Origin of the sequence: Mycobacterium sp. IS-1742 (genome assembly GCF_001500125.1) — a bacterium.
GTDB lineage: Bacteria > Actinomycetota > Actinomycetes > Mycobacteriales > Mycobacteriaceae > Mycobacterium.
Window position 1 is genome coordinate 166,720 of sequence record NZ_LQIV01000045.1, and the last position, 19,210, is coordinate 185,929.

Annotated in this window: 16 protein-coding genes; 9 read left to right on the forward strand and 7 right to left on the reverse strand. The window is 71.5% G+C overall.

Annotation, left to right across the window (positions count from 1 at the left end):
* Nucleotides 1-137: 137 nt before the first annotated feature.
* On the forward strand, nucleotides 138-1,304 hold the full coding sequence (gene moeZ, locus AU196_RS24800) for an adenylyltransferase/sulfurtransferase MoeZ (RefSeq protein ID WP_197415898.1): 1,167 nt from the start codon (nucleotides 138-140) through the stop codon (nucleotides 1,302-1,304).
* Nucleotides 1,305-1,393: 89 nt separating this feature from the next.
* Nucleotides 1,394-2,248 carry a TIGR02569 family protein gene (locus AU196_RS24805; RefSeq protein WP_059097732.1) on the forward strand — a complete coding sequence of 285 codons (855 nt, stop codon included), beginning with the start codon at nucleotides 1,394-1,396 and terminating at the stop codon, nucleotides 2,246-2,248.
* Here AU196_RS24805 and AU196_RS24810 read toward each other — a convergent pair.
* Both AU196_RS24810 and AU196_RS24815 read right to left on the reverse strand, forming a co-directional pair.
* Nucleotides 2,245-2,544 (reverse strand): MGMT family protein, encoded by a 300-nt coding sequence (locus tag AU196_RS24810; protein WP_059097733.1) that lies wholly within the window; start codon nucleotides 2,542-2,544, stop codon nucleotides 2,245-2,247. The two genes, AU196_RS24805 and AU196_RS24810, sit on opposite strands and share 4 nt — an antisense overlap.
* Before the next feature lie 2 nt (nucleotides 2,545-2,546).
* Nucleotides 2,547-3,386, reverse strand: coding sequence for an alpha/beta fold hydrolase (locus AU196_RS24815; protein ID WP_059097734.1), 840 nt, complete (start codon nucleotides 3,384-3,386; stop codon nucleotides 2,547-2,549).
* A gap of 6 nt (nucleotides 3,387-3,392) precedes the next feature.
* Between AU196_RS24815 and AU196_RS24820 the strand changes: the two genes are divergently transcribed.
* Both AU196_RS24820 and AU196_RS24825 read left to right on the forward strand, forming a co-directional pair.
* Nucleotides 3,393-6,533, forward strand: a complete 3,141-nt coding sequence (locus AU196_RS24820) for an ATP-dependent helicase (RefSeq protein ID WP_059097735.1) — start codon at nucleotides 3,393-3,395, stop codon at nucleotides 6,531-6,533.
* Nucleotides 6,530-9,805 carry an ATP-dependent helicase gene (locus tag AU196_RS24825; RefSeq protein WP_059097736.1) on the forward strand — a complete coding sequence of 1,092 codons (3,276 nt, stop codon included), beginning with the start codon at nucleotides 6,530-6,532 and terminating at the stop codon, nucleotides 9,803-9,805. The genes AU196_RS24820 and AU196_RS24825 overlap by 4 nt, the downstream gene beginning before the upstream one ends.
* Here AU196_RS24825 and AU196_RS24830 read toward each other — a convergent pair.
* Complete coding sequence (locus tag AU196_RS24830) at nucleotides 9,790-10,185, reverse strand: DoxX family protein (protein WP_059097737.1); 396 nt, start codon at nucleotides 10,183-10,185, stop codon at nucleotides 9,790-9,792. The genes AU196_RS24825 and AU196_RS24830 overlap by 16 nt on opposite strands.
* 46 nt (nucleotides 10,186-10,231) lie before the next feature.
* On the opposite strand from AU196_RS24830, the gene AU196_RS24835 reads away from it, so the two are divergent.
* Together AU196_RS24835 and nudC are read left to right on the forward strand one after the other, a co-directional pair.
* Nucleotides 10,232-11,311, forward strand: coding sequence for a potassium channel family protein (locus AU196_RS24835; RefSeq protein WP_059097738.1), 1,080 nt, complete (start codon nucleotides 10,232-10,234; stop codon nucleotides 11,309-11,311).
* Entirely contained in the window at nucleotides 11,308-12,255 is a 948-nt protein-coding gene (nudC, locus tag AU196_RS24840) for an NAD(+) diphosphatase (RefSeq protein WP_059097739.1), read from the forward strand. Before AU196_RS24835 ends, nudC begins: the two co-directional genes overlap by 4 nt.
* Here the strand turns inward: nudC and AU196_RS24845 are convergent.
* Nucleotides 12,252-12,500 carry a mycoredoxin gene (locus tag AU196_RS24845; RefSeq protein WP_059097740.1) on the reverse strand — a complete coding sequence of 83 codons (249 nt, stop codon included), beginning with the start codon at nucleotides 12,498-12,500 and terminating at the stop codon, nucleotides 12,252-12,254. The genes nudC and AU196_RS24845 overlap by 4 nt on opposite strands.
* A gap of 82 nt (nucleotides 12,501-12,582) precedes the next feature.
* Here AU196_RS24845 and AU196_RS24850 point away from each other — a divergent pair, with 82 nt between their 5' ends.
* The 3 genes from AU196_RS24850 (at nucleotide 12,583) to AU196_RS24855 (ending at nucleotide 15,455) form a co-directional block, all read left to right on the forward strand.
* Complete coding sequence (locus AU196_RS24850) at nucleotides 12,583-14,697, forward strand: ATP-dependent DNA helicase UvrD2 (protein ID WP_197415890.1); 2,115 nt, start codon at nucleotides 12,583-12,585, stop codon at nucleotides 14,695-14,697.
* Between the two features lie 126 nt (nucleotides 14,698-14,823).
* Complete coding sequence (locus tag AU196_RS25740) at nucleotides 14,824-15,027, forward strand: hypothetical protein (protein ID WP_157546649.1); 204 nt, start codon at nucleotides 14,824-14,826, stop codon at nucleotides 15,025-15,027.
* Between the two features lie 149 nt (nucleotides 15,028-15,176).
* Nucleotides 15,177-15,455: a WhiB family transcriptional regulator gene (locus tag AU196_RS24855; RefSeq protein ID WP_059097742.1), complete on the forward strand. Its 279-nt coding sequence runs from the start codon at nucleotides 15,177-15,179 to the stop codon at nucleotides 15,453-15,455.
* Nucleotides 15,456-15,474: 19 nt separating this feature from the next.
* Here AU196_RS24855 and AU196_RS24860 read toward each other — a convergent pair whose 3' ends face one another.
* From AU196_RS24860 to AU196_RS24870, 3 genes are all read right to left on the reverse strand, one after another.
* Nucleotides 15,475-16,812 (reverse strand): macrolide-binding ATPase MABP-1, encoded by a 1,338-nt coding sequence (locus AU196_RS24860; protein WP_059097768.1) that lies wholly within the window; start codon nucleotides 16,810-16,812, stop codon nucleotides 15,475-15,477.
* Nucleotides 16,813-16,856: 44 nt separating this feature from the next.
* A complete protein-coding gene (locus tag AU196_RS24865; protein WP_059097743.1) occupies nucleotides 16,857-17,711 on the reverse strand; it encodes a hypothetical protein in 855 nt (284 codons plus the stop codon).
* Between the two features lie 61 nt (nucleotides 17,712-17,772).
* Complete coding sequence (locus AU196_RS24870) at nucleotides 17,773-19,182, reverse strand: zinc-dependent metalloprotease (protein ID WP_502687287.1); 1,410 nt, start codon at nucleotides 19,180-19,182, stop codon at nucleotides 17,773-17,775.
* Nucleotides 19,183-19,210 lie beyond the last annotated feature (28 nt).

Consider the following 19,210-nt stretch of genomic DNA (forward strand, 5'->3'; position numbering starts at 1 on the left):
GGGAAGCCTGCGGGGCTCTGCGCTGTTGTGTCAGGTGCCTATTGTGAAGGTGACTCGACTGCCGACCGTGGTCGACGCACCGCAGACTTGAGGAGATACCGGTGTCCGGGAATGTGGGAACGCTCCCTCAACAATCATTGCCTCCGCTGGTGGAACCGGTTGGCGAACTGACCCGTGAAGAGGTCGCCCGTTACAGCCGCCACCTGATCATCCCCGACCTCGGACTCGACGGTCAGAAGCGCCTCAAGAACGCCAAGGTGCTGGTCATCGGCGCCGGCGGGCTGGGTTCGCCGACGCTGCTGTACCTGGCGGCCGCCGGGGTGGGCACCATCGGGATCGTCGAATTCGATGTCGTCGACGAATCCAACCTGCAGCGGCAGATCATCCACGGCCAGTCCGACATCGGCCGGTCCAAGGCGCAAAGCGCGCGCGACTCCATCCTGGAGGTCAACCCGCTGGTGACCGTCCGCCTCCACGAGGACCGCCTCGAGCCGGAGAACGCCGTCGAGTTGTTCGAGCAGTACGACCTCATCCTCGACGGCACCGACAACTTCGCGACCCGCTATCTGGTCAACGACGCCGCGGTGCTGGCGCACAAGCCGTACGTGTGGGGCTCGATCTACCGCTTCGAAGGCCAGGTGTCGGTGTTCTGGGAGGACGCGCCGCACGGTCTGGGCCTGAACTACCGCGATCTGTACCCCGAACCGCCGCCTCCGGGCATGGTCCCGTCCTGCGCCGAGGGCGGGGTCCTGGGCATCCTGTGCGCGTCGATCGCGTCGGTGATGGGGACCGAGGCCATCAAGCTGATCACCGGTATCGGCGATCCGCTGCTCGGCCGGTTGATGGTCTACGACGCACTCGACATGACCTATCGCACGATCAAGATCCGCAAGGATCCGGAGACGCCGAAGATCACCGAGCTCATCGACTACGAGGCGTTCTGCGGTGTGGTCTCCGACGCGGCCGCCGCGGCCGCCGCCGATTCCACGGTCACGCCCCGGGAACTGCGCGACCTGATCGACGCGGGGAAGCCGGTGGCCCTGATCGATGTGCGCGAGCAGGTCGAATGGGACATCAACCGGATCGAGGGCGCCGAGCTCATCCCGAAGTCGGCCATCGAGGCCGGCGACGGGCTGGCCCGGCTGCCGCACGACCGGATCCCGGTGCTCTATTGCAAGACCGGCGTTCGCTCGGCCGAGGCGCTCGCGGCGGTGAAGAAGGCCGGGTTCGCCGACGCGCTGCATCTACAGGGCGGCATCGTGGCATGGGCGAGGCAACTCGAGCCCGACATGGTGATGTACTGACCGACCCGTAGGTCTCAGCACGGCAACGGCTCGGCGACACAGCAGGTCAGCGCGTCAATTGTCGGCACTGTCACCGGTAGCCTGACCTGGTGAGCACCGAGCGACCGCCCGATCATGTCCTGGCGGCGTTCGGGCTGGTCGGCGTGCGTCCGGTCCCGCTCGGGACGAGCTGGGAGGGCGGCTGGCGCTGCGGCGAGGTGGTGCTGTCCATGGTTGCCGACCACGCCCGCGCGGCCTGGTCGGCGAAGGTCCGGGAGACGTTGTTCGTCGACGGGGTGCGCCTGGCCCGGCCCGTGCGGTCCACCGACGGGCGGTACGTGGTGGCCGGTTGGCGGGCCGACACGTTCGTCGCGGGCACCCCCGAACCGCGGCACGACGAGGTGGTGTCCGCGGCGGTGCGCCTGCACGAGGCGACCGCCAAGCTCGAACGGCCACGTTTCCTCACCCAGCCGCCTGTCGCTCCGTGGGCCGACGTCGACGTGTTCATCGCCGCGGACCGCGCCGCCTGGGAGGAGCGCCCGCTGCACTCGCTGCCGCCGGGCGCGCGGGTGGCGCCCGGTTCCTCCGACGGTCAACGCTCCGTCGAGCTGATCAACCAGCTCGCGACCCTGCGCCGGGCCACCAAGAGCCCGAGTCAGCTGGTGCACGGCGACCTCTACGGCACGGTGCTGTTCGCGGGCGCGGCCGCCCCCGGGATCACCGACATCACGCCGTACTGGCGGCCGGCGTCCTGGGCGGCCGGGGTGGTCGTCGTCGACGCACTGTCCTGGGGAGAGGCCGACGACGGGCTGATCGAGCGTTGGGCCTCGCTGCCCGAATGGCCGCAGATGTTGTTGCGCGCCTTGATGTTCCGGCTTGCCGTCCATGCGCTGCACCCACGGTCGACGGCGGCCGCGTTCCCCGGCCTGGCCCGCACCGCGGCGCTGGTGCGGTTGGTGCTCTAGTCGAAGCTGTACCGGACCTCGCGCAGCCGCACCCGGCCGTCGAGCGCGAGCACTCCTTCGGCGCGCAGCAGTTCGAGTTGCCGGGTGGCCAGATGCGGTGCCGGGCGGCCGGATGCGCCGATCACGCGGTGCCACGGCAGATCCGACGAGTCGGTGCGCATGATCCAGCCCACGATCCGGGGACTCGACAACCCTGCCGCATCCGCGATGTCACCGTACGTGGCGACCCGGCCCGGCGGGATTCGGCTGACCAGGGCACGCACGGCCTCCACCTGTCGGTCGGTGATGGCCGCCACGGTCAGCGCCGTTCGAGGTGTTCGCGGATGACCGCAGCGGTCTCGGCGGGTTTTGCCTGACCCACCATGTGGTCACAATCCCACTGCAGCACAGTCAGATCCGACCCGAGCGCCGCGTCGAGCGCGGCGAGCAGCTCATCCGTGGCGTACGGCGGGTCGGTGCGCGCGGCTCGGACCAGCGTGGTGGGCGTGCCGTCGCGGGGGACGGTGACGGGCCGGGCCAGCTCACTCCAGTACGACATCATCGCCGGAATGCTGATCCGCCACCCACTGCGGCCGTTGGGCAGGGTGACCAGGTGCTCGTCGAGTTCGCGGTCCAGTTCGGCGGATTCCACCTCGCCCCACGACCCCGACACCTTCTCGTCCCGCGCTTCCGCCCGGTCGGTGTAGTCGGGCGAGGCGAACATGTCGTCGGCGATCTCCCGCATCCACTCGCCGTCCAGGCCGACCGCGGGGTCGAGCAGCACGAGCCCGGACACGAGGTCCGGCCGCGCCGCCGCCAGCGACAGCGCGACCGCCCCACCGAAGGAGTGCCCGACCACGACGGCCGGACCGCCCCCGCCGGCGTCGAGCAGGGCGGCGAGCGCGTCGGTGTTGGCGTCCAGCGTCCACGGCGCCGCCCAGGAGGACCGGCCGTGACCGATCAAGTCCGGTGCGGCGACGGAGAACTCGGGCAGATACCGGGTCGCCAGCGTCTGCCAGCGCTGACCGTGGCCGGTCAGCCCGTGCACAGCCAGCAGCTGGGTGGGTTCCGGCGGACCGTAGCGGTGCACATGCAGGCTCACGTCGACGATGGTGCCAGCCCGCACCGACGGTGACGTGTCGGACCCCCGTGGTCTCATGCACTCATGACCGCACCGGACGTCGAATCGACCACCGCCGAGCACACCGAGCCGCGCCCGCTGCTCGCGCCCGGGCGGCGCGGCGTGGTGCGCCTGCTCGGGGGCCCGGGGACCGGGAAGTCGACGCTGCTGGTCGACACCGCGGCCGCGCACATCGCCGCCGGGGTCGATCCGGAATCGATTCTGCTGCTGACCGGTTCGGCGTCGCTGCGGTCTGCGGCCCGCGCCGCGGTGACCCGCAGGCTGCTCGAGGGCGGCGCCCGGAAAGTGGTGCGCGAACCGCTGGTCCGCACCGTCCACTCGTATGCGTTCGCGGTGTTGCGGCTGGCCGCCCAGCGCAACGGCGACGCCCCGCCGCGGCTGATCACCAGCGCCGAACAGGACGGCATCATCCGCGAACTGCTCGCCGGTGATCTCGAGGACGGTGACCGATCGGCGGTGGCCTGGCCCGCTGCCCTGCTTCCCGCGCTCACCACCACCGGGTTCGCCACCGAACTGCGCGACCTGATGGCCCGGTGCACCGAGCGCGGGGTCGATCCCGTTGCGCTGCAACGCCTCGGCCGCCTGTCCCGTCGTCCGGAGTGGGCGGCCGCCGGCCGGTTCGCGCAGGCCTACGAGCAGATCATGCTGCTGCGCTCGGCGGTGGGTATGGCCGCGCCGCAGGCGACCACGCCCGCGCTCGGGGCGGCCGAACTCGTCGGAGCCGCCCTCGAGGCGTTCGCCACGGACGCCGATCTGCTGGCGGCCGAGCGCAACCGCATCGGCCTGCTCCTGGTCGACGACGCCCAGCACCTCGACCCGCAGGCCGCCCGCCTGGTGCGGGTCCTGGCCGCAGGCGCAGACCTGACGGTGCTCGCCGGCGACCCGGACCAGTCGGTGTTCGGCTACCGCGGGGCCGACCCGGCGCTGCTGCGGGGCGAGGAGGGCGCCGCGATCGCGCTGACCCGCTCGCACCGGTGCGCACCCGCGGTGGCGCGCGCGATCTCCGGTATCGCGCGGCGCCTGCCGGGGCAGCGCCCCGAATTCGCCGGCGCCGCCGAGGGCGACGGCTCGGTCGCCGTGCGGATCGCCGCCACGGCACATGCCGAATCCGCGCTCATCGCCGACGCGCTGCGGCGGGCCCATCTCGTCGACGGCGTGCCGTGGTCGGAGATGGCCGTGATCGTGCGTTCGCTGCCGCGCGCCGGGGCCCCGCTGGCGCGAGCGCTGGCCGCCGCCGGCGTGCCCGTCGACCTGCCCGCGGCGGCGCCGCTGGTCGACGAGCCCGCAGTGCGCGCCCTGCTGACGGTGCTCGAGGCGACCGCCGACGGTGTGACCGGCGCTCAGGCCGAGGCGCTGCTGGCCGGCCCGGTCGGCCGGGTCGATCCGGTCACCATGCGCCGGCTGCGCCGGGCACTGCGCCGCGCCGACGGCAGCCGGCCGCCGCGCGAGTTCGCGGACCTGCTCGTCGACGCGCTCACCGGGCCGCCGCCCGAGGTGTCGGCGGAGTTGCAGCGGCCGCTGCGCCGGGTGCGGTCCGTGCTGGCGGCGGCGCTCGGCAGCGTCGACGACGGCCTCGACCCGCGGCACACGCTGTGGCAGGCCTGGCACCGCAGCGGTCTGCAGCGGCGTTGGCTCTCGGCCGGCGAACGCGGCGGCGCCGCCGGCGCGCAGGCCGACCGCGATCTCGACGCCGTCACCGCCCTGTTCGACGTCGCCGATCAGTACGTCACCCGCACCGCGGGTGCCTCGCTTCGGGGCTTCCTCGATCACGTCGCCGCGCTCGGCCTGCCTCCGGGCCGCCGCGGCGAGCGACGGGACCCGCAGGCCGTCGCGGTGCTCAGCGCCCACGCCGCACTCGCCGGCGAATGGGACGTCGTCGTCATCGCCGGCCTGCAGGAAGCGTTGTGGCCCAACACGACTCCCCGCGGCGGCGTGCTGGGCACCCAACGCCTCGTCGACATCCTCGACGGCGTGACCGATTCCGCCTCGGACACGGTGTCGACGCGTGCACCACTGCTCGCCGAGGAACGCCGGCTGTTGATCGCCGCGCTCGGCCGCGCCCGCCGCCGGGTCGTGGTGACCGCCGTCGACAGCGACTCCGGCGCCGAGGCGATGTTGCCGTCGCCGTTCTGCCAGGAACTGGCCGCGCTGGCCACCGATACCGGTGACGGTCCGCAGGCCCCCGTGCGGGCGCCGCGCGTCCTGGCACCGTCCGCGCTGGTCGGCCGGCTACGCGCGGTGGTGTGCGCACCCGACGGCGCGGTCGACGACGCGGCCCGCGACTGTGCGGCCGCCCAGCTCGCGCGGCTCGCCGCGGCGGGCGTTCCCGGAGCGGATCCCGGCCAGTGGCACGCCATGACGGCCCTGTCCACGGAAGAACCGCTGTGGAGCGACGAGCAGCAGGTGATCACGCTGTCGCCGTCGACGCTGCAGACCCTGACCGACTGCCCGCTGCGCTGGTTGCTCGAACGCCACGGCGGCCGCGACGGGCGCGATGTGCGGTCCGCGGTCGGATCGCTGCTGCACGCGCTGGTGTCCGAATCGGGTCGGACGGAGAGCCAGCTGCTCAACGACCTCGAGCGGGTGTGGGACGACCTGCCGTACGAGGCGCAGTGGCACGCCGCCAACGAGCTGACCCGCCACCAGGCCATGCTGTCGGCGTTCGAGCAGTGGCGCGTCCAGACGCGCCGCGAGCTGACCGAGGTCGGCACCGAGGTCGACGTCGACGGCGTGATCTGCGACGCCGACGGCGGCCGGCCCGCGGTGCGGGTGCGCGGCCGCCTCGACCGGTTGGAGCGCGACAGCGCCGGCCGGTTGGTGGTCGTGGACGTCAAGACGGGCAAGAGCCCGGTCACCAAGGACGACGCCCAGCGCCACGCCCAGCTGGCGATGTATCAGCTGGCGGTCGCGGCGGGTCTGCTCGCCGAGGGCGACGTACCCGGCGGCGGCAAGCTGGTGTACCTGGGCAAGAGCGGCGCGGCCGGGCCGACCGAACGCGAGCAGGACGCCATGACCGCCGACGCCGTCGCACAGTGGAGGAGCGAGGTGGCCGAGGCCGCCGCCGCCACCCAGGGGCCGGGGTTCGTCGCGCGGGTCAACGACAACTGCACACACTGTCCGGTGCGCAGCAGCTGCCCCGCCCAGTCCGCGGGGGAGCGCGCATGACCGCGCGGTACAGTCCCGCCGACTTGGCCTCGGCGCTGGGGCTTTTCGCGCCCACCGACGAACAGGCCGCGGTGATCGCCGCACCGCCGGGCCCGGTCGTCGTGATCGCCGGGGCGGGTGCGGGCAAAACCGAGACGATGGCCGCCCGGGTGGTGTGGCTGGTCGCCAACGGCTACGCCACCCCGGGCCAGGTCCTCGGGCTGACCTTCACCCGTAAGGCGGCCGGTCAGTTGTTGCGCCGGGTGCGCACCCGGCTGGCCCGGCTGTCCGGTGCCGGGCTGGTGCCCGGCGCCGGTTCGGGCATGGACACCGCCGACGACCCCCCGACCGTCAGCACCTACCACGCGTTCGCCGGCACCCTGCTGCGGGAGCACGGTCTGCTGCTGCCGATCGAGCCGGACACCCGGTTGGTCGGGGAGACCGAACTGTGGCAGCTCGCCCATCGCGTGGTGTGCGAGCATCCCGGCCCGCTCGACATCGACAAGACGCCGGCGGCCGTCACCGACATGGTGCTGCGCCTCGCCGGTCAGCTGGCCGAGCATCTGGTCGACACCGACGAACTGCGCGACACCCACGTCGAACTCGAGAGGCTGGTGCACACGCTGCCCGCCGGCCCGTATCAGCGCGACCGGGGACCCAGTCAGTGGCTGCTGCGGATGCTGGCGACGCAGACCGAGCGCACCGAGCTCATCCCGCTGATCGACGCCCTGCACCGACGGATGCAGTCGGAGAAGGTGATGGACTTCGGGATGCAGATGGCCGCCGCCGCCCGGTTGGCGGCCGCCTTCCCTCAGGTCGGCGCCGAGTTGCGGGCCCGCTACCGCGTGGTGCTGCTCGACGAATACCAGGACACCGGGCACGCGCAGCGGGTGGCGTTGTCGGCGTTGTTCGGTGGCGGGGTGGACGACGGCCTGGCGTTGACCGCGGTCGGTGACCCCATCCAGTCGATCTACGGTTGGCGCGGCGCGTCGGCGACGAACCTGCCCCGTTTCGCCACCGACTTCCCGCTCTCCGACGGCAGTCCCGCCCGCGTCCTGGAGCTTCGCACCAGCTGGCGCAATCCGCCGAGCACACTGCATCTGGCCAACGCGGTGTCCGCGGAGGCCCGGCATCGCTCCGTGGCGGTGCGGTCGCTGCGGCCACGGCCGGGCGCTGAGCCCGGGACCATACGGTTGGCGTTGCTCGACGACGTTGCCACGGAACGTGATTGGGTCGCCGACGAGGTGGCGCGGCGCTACCACGCCGGCCGCGCCGAAGGCGAGGCCCCGCCCACGGCGGCGGTGCTGCTGCGTCGCAACGCCGATGCGGCGCCGATGGCCGAAGCCCTCACGGCGCGGGGGGTGCCCGTGGAGGTGGTGGGGTTGGCGGGGCTGCTGGGCGTCGCCGAGGTCGCGGACGTGGTGGCGATGTTGCGTCTGGTGGCCGATCCCACCGCGGGTGCGGCGGCGATGCGCACCGTGACCGGCCCGCGGTGGCGTCTCGGCGGGCGCGACATCGCAGCGCTGTGGCGGCGGGCCGTCGAGCTGGACGAGGGCGGCCCGGGTCCGGAGGCGTCGGCGGCCGGGATCGTCGCGCAGGCCGCGCCGGACGCCGACGCCGCCTGCCTGGCCGACGCGATCTGTGATCCCGGGGCCGCCGACCGGTACTCGACGGAGGGCTACCGCCGCATCGTGGCGCTGGGCCGCGAATTGACGTCGCTGCGTGGTCATCTCGGGATGGCGCTGCCCGACCTCGTCGCCGAGGTGCGCCGGGTGCTCGGTGTCGACGTCGAGGCCCGCGCCGGTATGCCGGTGCCGTCGGACTGGTCGGGAACCGAGCATCTCGACGCCTTCGTCGACGTCGTCGCCGACTACGCGGGCCGCCCCGGCGCGACGGTCGGTGGGCTGCTGGCCTATCTCGATGCGGCGATGGAACGGGAGAACGGTCTGGCGCCCGCGGATTTCGCCGTTTCCAGTGATCGGGTGCAGATCCTCACGGTGCACGCGGCCAAGGGGCTGGAATGGCAGGTGGTGGCGGTGCCGCACCTGAGTGGGCGGATCTTCCCGTCGACCGCGCAGGCCCGGACGTGGCTGACCGATCCGGCGGATCTGCCTCCGCTGCTCCGGGGTGACCGTGCCACCACCACCGACCATGGCGTGCCAGTACTCGACACCTCGGACGTCAACGATCGAAAGATCCTGTCCGACAGGATCAACGACCACAAGCGCCGCCTCGAGCAGCGTCGCACCGACGAGGAGCGGCGACTGCTGTACGTCGCGCTCACCCGCGCCGAGGACACGCTGCTGCTCTCGGGGCACCACTGGGGTGCGACGGAGGGCAAGCCGCGGGGCCCGTCGGAGTTCCTCGAGGAGCTCAAGGACATCGTCGACCGCGCGGAGCAGGCCGGCCAACCGTGCGGCGTGGTCGACCAGTGGGCGCCGGCGCCCCCCGACGGGGAGAGGAACCCGTTACGCGACACCGTCAAAGAGGTGCTCTGGCCCGCCGACCCGGCCGGTGATCGGCGCGCCGCCCTCGACCGGGGCGCGGAACTGGTCACCAGGGCGATGGCGGGCGCGGCGGGACCGGCTCAGGATGTGGACGGCTGGACGGCCGACGTGGACGCGCTGCTCGCCGAACGGGAACGGGCGGCGCAGAAGCCACCGCCGGAGCTGCCCGCCGAGGTGTCGGTCAGCACGCTGGTCACCCTCAGCGACGACCCGGAGACGGCGCTGTCCCGGCTCAACCGGCGGCTGCCCGCCCGCCCGGACCCGCACGCATCGCTGGGCACGGCCTTCCACGACTGGGTGCAGCGCTACTTCGGCGCCGAGCGGTTGTTCGATCTCGACGATCTGCCCGGAGCCGTCGACAGCGACATCAGACGCACCGAGGCCGAACAGCTCGCCGAACTCCAGACCGCGTTCATGGTGTCGCCCTGGGCGGCCCGCACACCGATCGACGTCGAGGTGCCGTTCGACATGGTCATCGGCGAGACGATGGTGCGGGGGCGCATCGACGCGGTGTTCGCCGACGACGACGGCGGCGCGACCGTCGTCGACTGGAAGACCGGAGCGCCGCCGGACACCCCCGCAGCCGCGCAGCACGCCGCGATCCAGCTCGCCGTCTACCGGCTGGCGTGGGCACAGCTCAGCGGGTGCCCGGTGGAGCGGGTGCGTGCGGCGTTCCACTACGTCCGCCCCAACCAGACGGTGCGCCCGCCGGGGCTACCGGACGTCGAGGATCTCGTGGCGTTGCTGGAGGCGGCGCGGGAACCGGCGCGTCAGGAGGTGCGGTAGATCTTGAGCGCCTGAGTGATCATCGGGACCTGCAGCGGCAGGCGGGCCAGGGCGACGATGCGCATCGGCCACGGCTTGTCCCACCACAGCCGCACCATGTTGACGTTGCCGGGGAAAACTGCGACGTACAGCGCGACGGCGGCCAGCGCTCCGGCCTTGCGGGTCTGCGGCGCCGCGAGCGCGGCGGCGACACCGAGTTCGGCCACCCCCGAGGCGTAGGTGTAAAACCGCGGGCTGCCGGGCAATTCCGCCGGGATGATCCCGTCGAACGGCTTCGGCGCCACGAAGTGCAGGAGGCCGATACCGGCCAGCATGGCCGCCATCCGATTGGCCAGCGTGGACCCGGCGTTGCGCTGCAGTGCGGCTGAGGGAGAGGTCATGATTACATTGTGCTGGTGCGGCAGTCCCACCCGATGACGGACCCTCGTGGCTAAAGGACGTCTCCGGCGCCGGCTCGGAAGAATCAACCAGTCGCTCGCCGATCAACCCGTCCACTCGCTCGTCGACCGGGTCACGATCCCGCGAGACGTGCCCAGCCCGTGGGTGCGGATCACCAAGCGGATCGTCATCGCCTTCGGGGTGCTGTGCGCGGTGGTGCTCATCGTCTACATCGACCGTGACGGCTACCGCGATACGCAGACCGACGGTTTGTCCCTACTCGACTGCTTCTATTACGCGACGGTGTCGCTGTCCACGACTGGTTACGGCGACATCACCCCGGTCACCGAGGGCGCGCGGCTGGTCAACGTCCTGGTGATCACACCGTTGCGGGTGGCCTTCCTGATCGTGCTGATCGGTACCACGGTCGAGACGTTGACGACCGAGTCCCGCCAGGCGTTCAAAATCCAGCAGTGGAGGAACAGAGTGCGTAACCACACCGTGGTCATCGGGTACGGCACCAAAGGCCGGACCGCGGTGGCCGCCATGGTCGGTGACGAGGTCGCACCGGCCGACATCGTCGTCGTCGACGAAAATCCGGCCGCGCTGGAGCGGGCGAAGAACGCCGGGTTGGTCACGGTCCGGGGGAGTGCCACGGATTCGGAGGTCCTTCGGCTCGCGAGCGCCCAGCACGCCAAGGCGATCATCGTCGCGACCAACCGGGACGACACCGCGGTGCTGGTCACCCTAACCGCCCGCGAGTTGGCGCCCAAGGCGAAAATCATCGCCGCGGTCCGCGAAGCCGAGAACCAGCACCTGCTCGAACAATCCGGCGCGGATTCGACGGTGGTCACCTCCGAGACGGCCGGCCGCCTGCTGGGAATCGCCACGCAGACCCCGAGCGTGGTGGAGATGATGGAGGACCTGCTCACCCCCGACGCCGGCTTCGCCATCGCCGAGCGCGAGGTCAGCCCGAAGGAGGTGGGCGGTTCGCCGCGGCATCTGCACGACATCGTGCTCGGCGTGGTACGCGACGGGGGACTGGTGCGCGTCGACGCCCCCGAGGTCGACGCGCTGGAAACGGGCGACCGGCTGCTCTACATCCGCAGCGCGGACGCCGAGCGATGACCGGTTTCCAATCGCTGCGCAATACCCCGCTGCTGTCACGGGTCGGCGCCGACCGTGCCGACACGCTGCGGACCGACATCGACGCGGCCACCGCGGGCTGGCCCGATGCGCTGCTGCTGCGGGTGGATCGGCGCAATCAGGTCCTGATCGCCGGGACACAGGCGGTGCTGGGGCGGGCGAGTGCGCTGGGCGACGCCCCGCCGGAGCACGCGGTCTTCCTCGGACGGCTGCGCGACGGCAGGCACGTATGGGGCGTCAGGGCCGCACTGGAGGCGCCCGAGGACGGGGCTCCGGCCGGCGAACAGGTGGAGGTGCTCGACCTGCGCCGGGCCGGCCAGATCTTCGACGACACCAGCGCACAGCTCGTGGCCACCGCCACCGCGCTGCTCAACTGGCACGACCACGCCCGGTTCAGCCCGGTCGACGGCGCCCCCACCAAGCCGGTCAAGGCCGGATGGTCGCGGGTCGACCCGGTGACCGGGCACGAGGAGTTCCCGCGCATCGACCCCGCGGTGATCTGCCTGGTGCACGACGGGCACGACCGTGCGGTGCTCGCCCGCCAGACCGTGTGGCCGGAGCGGTTGTTCTCGATCCTCGCCGGGTTCGTCGAGGCCGGCGAATCGTTCGAGTCGTGCGTGGTGCGCGAGATCGCCGAAGAGGTCGGGCTGACGGTCACCGACGTGCGCTACCTGGGCAGCCAGCCGTGGCCGTTCCCGCGCTCGCTGATGGTGGGATTCCACGCCGTCGGCGATCCGGAGCAGCCGTTCGCGTTCAACGACGGGGAGATCGCCGAGGCCGGGTGGTTCACCCGCGACGAGGTGCGCGCCGCACTCGCCGAGGGTGACTGGAACGCCGCCGCAGGCGCATCGGCGTCGCGCCTGCTGCTGCCCGGGTCGATCTCGATCGCCCGGGAGATCATCGAGTCCTGGGCGTTCGCCACCTAGCGGCCGAGTTTGGCCTTGACGTCCTTGATGCTCGGATTGGTCAACGCCGAACCGTCGGGGAACTTCACCGTCGGCACGGTCTGATTGCCGCCGTTGACCGACATCACGAACTCCGCCGCGGCGGGATCGCGCTCGATGTCGACCTCGGTCCACGGGATGCCCTCGACCTGCAACGCCTTCTTCAGGCGGACGCAGTAGCCGCACCACGTGGTCGTGTACATGGTCAGGGTGTCTGCAGCGCTCATAAGGCCTGCAACGTTACCGACCCGCCCGACATGCCCGACACGGACCGGGCGGTTGTCGGTGCGCCCTGTCAAGATGGGGCGCATGCCAGTCGAGGTCCCCACCTCGTCGCGGGAGCGGCTGCTTGCCGATCTGGACGAGGAACAGCGCGAGGCCGTCCTGGCGCCTCGGGGGCCGGTCTGCGTGCTCGCCGGCGCTGGCACCGGCAAGACCCGCACCATCACCCGCCGGATCGCCCACCTTGTCGCCGCGGGCCACGTCGCGCCCGGGCAGGTGCTGGCCGTGACCTTCACCTCCCGCGCCGCGGGCGAGATGCGCGCCCGGCTGCGGGCGCTCGACCAGGAGGCCGGCGGCGTCGGCACCGGATCGGTCCAGGCGATGACATTCCACGCCGCCGCACGCCGCCAACTGCGATACTTCTGGCCCCGCGTCGTCGGCGACACCTCATGGCAGCTGCTCGACAGCAAGTTCTCCGTGGTCGCGCAGGCCGCCAACCGGGCCCGCGTCCAGGCGGGCACCGACGACGTCCGCGACCTCGCCGGCGAGATCGAATGGGCGAAGGCGTCACTGATCAGCCCGGAGGCCTATCCGGGCGCCGTCGCCCAGGCCGGGCGTGACATCCCGATGGACGCGGCGAAGGTGGCCGCCGTCTACGCCGGCTACGAGGCGCTCAAGGCCCGCCACGACGGCACCGCGCTGCTCGACTTCGACGACCTGTTGCTGCACACCGCCGCCGCGATCGAGAACGACGCCGCGGTGGCCACCGAGTTCCGCGACCGCTATCGCTGTTTCGTCGTCGACGAATACCAGGACGTGACCCCGCTGCAGCAGCGGGTGCTCGACGCGTGGCTCGGTCCCCGCGACGACGTGACCGTGGTCGGCGACGCCAACCAGACCATCTACTCGTTCACCGGGGCCACGCCGCGCTATCTGCTGGACTTCTCGCGCCGGTTCCCCGACGCCGCGGTGATCCGGCTCGAACGCGACTACCGCTCCACCCCGCAGGTGGTGTCGCTGGCCAACCGGGTGATCGCCGCCGCGCGCGGCCGCATGGCGGGCAGCAAGCTGCACCTGGTGGGCCAGCGCCCGCCGGGGCCCACGCCGTCCTTCGCCGAGCACACCGACGAGGTGGCCGAGGCCGCCGCCGTCGCCAAGGACATCCGCAGGCTGCTCGACGCGGGCACCCCCGCCGCGGAGATCGCGGTGCTGTACCGGATCAATGCGCAGTCGGAGGTGTACGAGGAGGCGCTCACCGAGGCCGGCATCGCGTTCCAGGTGCGCGGCGGCGAGGGCTTCTTCAGCCGCCAGGAGATCCGCCAGGCGCTCGTGGCGCTGCAGCGCGCCGCCGAACGCGACGTCGAGGGCGAGGTCGCCGACGTCGTCCGGGCCGTGCTCGAACCGCTCGGGCTCACCGACGAGCCGCCTGCGGGCACCCGGGCGCGGGAACGCTGGGAGGCGCTGCGCGCACTGGCCGAACTCGTCGACGAAGAGGTCGCCCTGCGACCGGGTCTGGATCTCCGCGGTCTGGTCACCGAGCTGCGCCAGCGTGCTGACTCCCGGCACCCTCCCGTCGTGCAGGGCGTCACGCTCGCGTCGCTGCACGCGGCCAAGGGGCTGGAGTGGGATGCGGTCTTCCTCGTCGGTCTGGCCGACGGCACCCTGCCGATCTCGCACGCGCTGACCCACGGTCCCGACAGTGAGCCGGTGGAGGAGGAACGCCGGTTGCTCTACGTCGGGATCACCCGGGCGCGCGTCCATCTCACGTTGAGCTGGGCGCTGGCGCGGGCACCGGGCGGGCGGCAGGGCCGTCGGCCGTCGCGGTTCCTCAACGGGGTGGCCCCGAACGCCGCGCCCGAGCCGTCGGCGAACCGGCCGCGCCGCGCCAAAGGGGCGACTCCGCGGTGCCGGGTGTGCAACAACACGCTGACGACCCCTGCGGCGATCATGTTGCGCCGCTGCGAGACTTGCTCGTCGGACATCGACGAACAGCTGCTCGCCGCGCTCAAGGACTGGCGCCTGAAGGTGTCGAAGGAACTGAAGGTTCCGGCCTTCGTGGTGTTCACCGACAACACGCTCATCGCGATCGCCGAGTCGCTGCCCACCGACGAGGCGGCGCTCGTCGCCATCCCCGGGATCGGGGCTCGCAAGCTAGAGCAGTACGGCGCCGACGTTCTGTCGTTGGTCAATGCGCGCGGCTGAGACTGCCACCGACCGCAAAGATCGCGCCAAAACCGCTGGTAGAAAATGAGTTGTGCGATTTCGCTGCTAGGCTCTAGCCTCAAGATCACACGTTGGGCGGAGAGAAGAAAGGAGGGTGCCCGGATCATGGACAGCAATTTCGTGTTCACCGGCGTAGCCGTTGCCGGCATCGCGCGCACCCTTCGGACAGTCGCTCCGATCCCCGTCGCAGCACCGGCCGGCATCCCGGCTCATGCCGCGGCCATGCGTGCTGCCATTCCCGCGCAGCGCAAGCGCCGCGCCGCCACCGCCGCGACCCGCAGTCCGTGGAACGGGGTTCCACCCAGGTAGAGCCCCCACCCAAGCCGAATGGCCACGGACCCGCAGTCGCCGGATCCGTGGCCATGGTCTTTTCCAGGGGAACTCCCTCCGAAGACCTGGTCCCGGATCCAGCCAAAGACAGATGGCCGAGGAAACACCGACCAGGAAGCAGGAAGTTCATGTCCGTGGAGACATGCCTCGACAGGGTGCTACCCGAATTGCCGTGTCATGTGGGCGATCCCGACCTGTGGTTCGCCGAAAGCCCCGTCGACCTCGAGCGCGCCAAGACGCTGTGTGCGGCGTGCCCGATCCGCCGCGAGTGCCTGACGGCGGCGTTGGAGCGTCAGGAGCCGTGGGGTGTGTGGGGCGGCGAGATCTTCGAACGAGGCACCGTCGTCGCGCGTAAGCGTCCGCGGGGACGGCCGCGCAAGAACACGAAAGGTTCTGTCGCAGCGTGATTCTCGCTCGACCCCGGCGCTACACCGCGTCGGGGTCGGCGAAACCCGGCACCATCTGCTCGGCGATGCGTCGCGTGTCGACATGCGCATCCAGCTGACAGGAGATGGCCACGATCGACGCGATCACCCGCATCGGGATCGCGAGTTTGGGCGGGATGTCCATCTGGCGGGCGGCTTTGATCTGCCCAGCCGCCTTGTCCAGCTCGAGCGTCGTCATCTTCTGCAGCCACTTTCGGCTGTAGTGGAAGACCGGAACCTCGAGGGGTTCGACGTACTGCTTGAGCATGTCGTCGATCTCGCGGATGGAGACCTGCTGGCCCTTCTGGATGAACCCGGCGTTCTCCATGGTCGGCAGGAGTTTGTCGTAGTTCTTGTCCACCGCGTAGCGCAGGAGCTGGCCGAGCTCGACCGGCCAGCCGCCGGGCATCGGCGCCACCGCGCCGAAGTCGATGACGCCCATCCGGTTGCCGGACATCAGCATGAAGTTGCCGGGATGGGCGTCGCCGTGGACCATCCCGAGCCGGGTCGGCGCGTCGTCGCAGAACTCGAACAGGCGGGTGGCCATCAGGTCGCGCTGTTCCTGAGTGCCTTCCCGGATGATGTGGGACAGCGGGATCCCGTCGATCCATTCCTGGATGACGACTTTCGGGGCGCTCGCGACCACGTGGGGCACCACGAAGTTCGGATCACCCTCGTAGGCCTTGGCGAACGCCCGCTGATTGTCGGCTTCGAGCCGGTAGTCGAGTTCCATCTCGGTGCGCTCGATGAGCTCGTCGACGACGCCCTGGACATCTGCCCCAGGCGCGAGTTGCTTGAGCACACCGACCATGCGCTGCATCGTCTTGAGGTCGGCGCGCAACGCCTCGTCGGCACCGGGGTACTGGATCTTGACCGCGACCGCGCGGCCGTCGGCCCACACCGCCTTGTGCACCTGGCCGATGCTGGCCGAGGCGATCGGCGTGTCGTCGAAGGAGGCGAAGCGGTCCCGCCACTTGGTGCCCAGTTGGGCGTCGAGTACCCGGTGCACCTTCGCGGCGGGCAGTGGCGGGGCGTCCTTCTGCAGTTTGGTCAGCGCTTCGCGGTACGGCTTGCCGTACTGCTCGGGGATCGCGGCCTCCATCACCGACAGGGCCTGGCCGACTTTCATCGCGCCGCCCTTGAGCTCGCCGAGCACGGTGAAGAGTTGTTGGGCCGCCTTGTCCATCAGTTCGGCGTTGACCTCGTCGCGGGACTTGCCGGTCAGCCGTTTGCCGAAGCCCAACGCCGCGCGCCCGGCCATGCCAACCGGCAGGCTCGCCAGCTTCGCGTTGCGGGCGGCGCGCCCGCGCTTGATGTCAGCCACCAGACCATCATCCATGACGGCGCCGGTCGCACCCACAGCGAGCAGGTCACAACCGGCCCTCAGCAGGTGCAACGCGGATGCCGCGACCACCGGCGCACGACGGTGGTGCGGGTGCCGACGTCGAACTCCCAGGTGGTGTCCGTGGCGCCGGGATCCGCCGCGCTCGCGGGGTCGCCGGTGTCGCGGATCGCCCGCAGCACCCGGTGGATACGGTCGAGTGCGACGGCCGCGGTGGCCAGCACGGTGGCCCGGTCGGCGCTGCCGACAGTGCCGCGCAGCTGGGCCGCCAGCGCCGGCCACGCCGCGTCGCGGTCACTGCGGTGCAGATCTGCGCAGGTCAGACAGCTTGTGCGGCCGGGGAACACCAGCGGACCGATCAGCCCGGACCCGTCGCGCACCCGGACCGGAAGGTGGGCGAGGCGCGCGGTGTGCAGGTCGCGCACCACCCGCGGTTCGGTCACCAGGTAGTCCGCCAGGACGACGAGGTCGGTGGCCTCGGGTGGGGCGGGCGCCTTCGGGGTGCGGGTGTGCCCGACGCGCGCGCCCGAACACCGCAGGCTCGCGACCAGCAGATCGGACAACGGACCGCGGCCGTGGATGCGGACGCTCGGTGTCCGGCGGCGCCGAGGCGGGTCGACCGTGAGCACGCCCGCGTCCGCGAGCGCGGAGGTGAGTTCGGCGAGGTCGGCCGCGTCGGCGGTCCCGTGCCGGTCCGCCTCGGCGCACAGATCGGCCATCGTCATCCCGGCCTGAAGAGCCCGCAACAGGCCGGCCAGAGCCGACGCGGTCAGGCCGGCCGGCGGGCGGACCAGCATCGCGCGCCGCGGATCCCATCCGAGCTGCACCGCACCGTCCGGACGCAGGAGCACGGGCAGGGCCGCCTCGAGCACGTACGACACCGCAGAAGGAGACATGGAAGGACTCTGCCACGGGTCGCCGACCTCACCCGGCGTTCATCCACAGGCCTGTGGACAACTACCGCTGATCGTCCCCGGGGCCGTCGTCCGGGCCCTTCTCGAGGTCGGTGAGGGCCTCTTCGATCGCACTGTCGAGACCACTCGTGTCACCACCGACGATCCGGTCGATGAACGCGGCCGGCTCGTCGAGATCCTCCGACGACGGCAGCAGGTCCGGGTGCTGCCACACGCCGTCGCGGGCGTCCGGGCCGACCGCCTCGGTGAGCCGCTCCCACAGCACCGCGGCCTCCCGCAGCTTCCGCGGGCGCAGTTCGAGTCCGACCAGGGTGGCGAAGGTCTGTTCGGCGGGCCCGCCGGTGGCTCGCCGCCGGCGCAGCGTCTCCGACAGCGCGCCGGTTCCGGGGATGCGGTCGCCCAGCGCGGCGGTGACCGCGGTCTGCACCCAGCCCTCGATGAGCGCCAGCAGGGTCTCGAGGCGTTCGAGCGCCGCGATCTGCTCCGGGGTCGCCTTCGGTTCGAAGATGCCCTGGTTGAGCAGCTGCTCCATCTGCGACGGATCGGTCAGCGCCGCCGGGTTGATGCCCTGGGCCAGGTCCTCGATGCCGCTCATGTCGACCTTCATGCCGCGCGCGAACGCCTCGACCGCCGACAGCAGCTGGCTCGACAGCCACGGCACATGGCTGAACAGCCGATGGTGCGCGGCTTCCCGGGCTGCCAGGAACGTCAGCACCTCGCTGCGCGGCTGCTCGAGCCCCTCCGAGAAGGTCTCGACGGCCTCCGGCATCAGAGCGGCCACACCCTTCGGGCCGAGGGGCAGCCCGATGTCGGTCGACGTCAGCACCTCCTTGGACAGCTTGCCGAGCGCCTGCCCGAGCTGCGAGCCGAACGCCATGCCGCCCATCTGCGACATCATCGCCATCAGCGGCCCGGCCATCGCGCGGGCCTCCTCCGGCAGCGCCGAGGCCCACACCGTGGAGATCTGCTCGGCCACCGGGTCGCACAGCCGCTTCCAGGTCTCCAGCGTGTTGTCGATCCAGTCGGTGGGTGTCCAGGCGAACGCGCGGGTGGTGCCCGCAGGCAGCGGGGTGACGCCGTCGAGCCAGGTCTCGGCGAGCCGCACCGCGTCGGTGATCGCCGAGGCGGTCTGGGCGGGCACCGGCGCGACGAAGCCGATCGCGCTGGACGCGAGTTGCCGCGCGAGGTCGTAGTTCACCGGTCCGGACTGCGAGCCGCCGGCGGCCATATTGCCTGCGCCGCTGAACATCTCACCGAGTTTGGTGAAGATCTGGCCGAGGTCGGACATGTCGAAGCCGGCTCCGCCCTGCCCGAACATCGAGCTGAACGGATCCGACGGCGAACCGCCGGGCCCGGACCCCTCGTCGGGGTCCTTCTTGCGCTTGTCTCGCTCCGGGTCGTCACCCGAGGAGAAGCCGAAAGGCAGGTCAGCCATGCCGTCAACGGTACTCACCGGCGGCGGGTGGTGCGGTGCGCCCGGT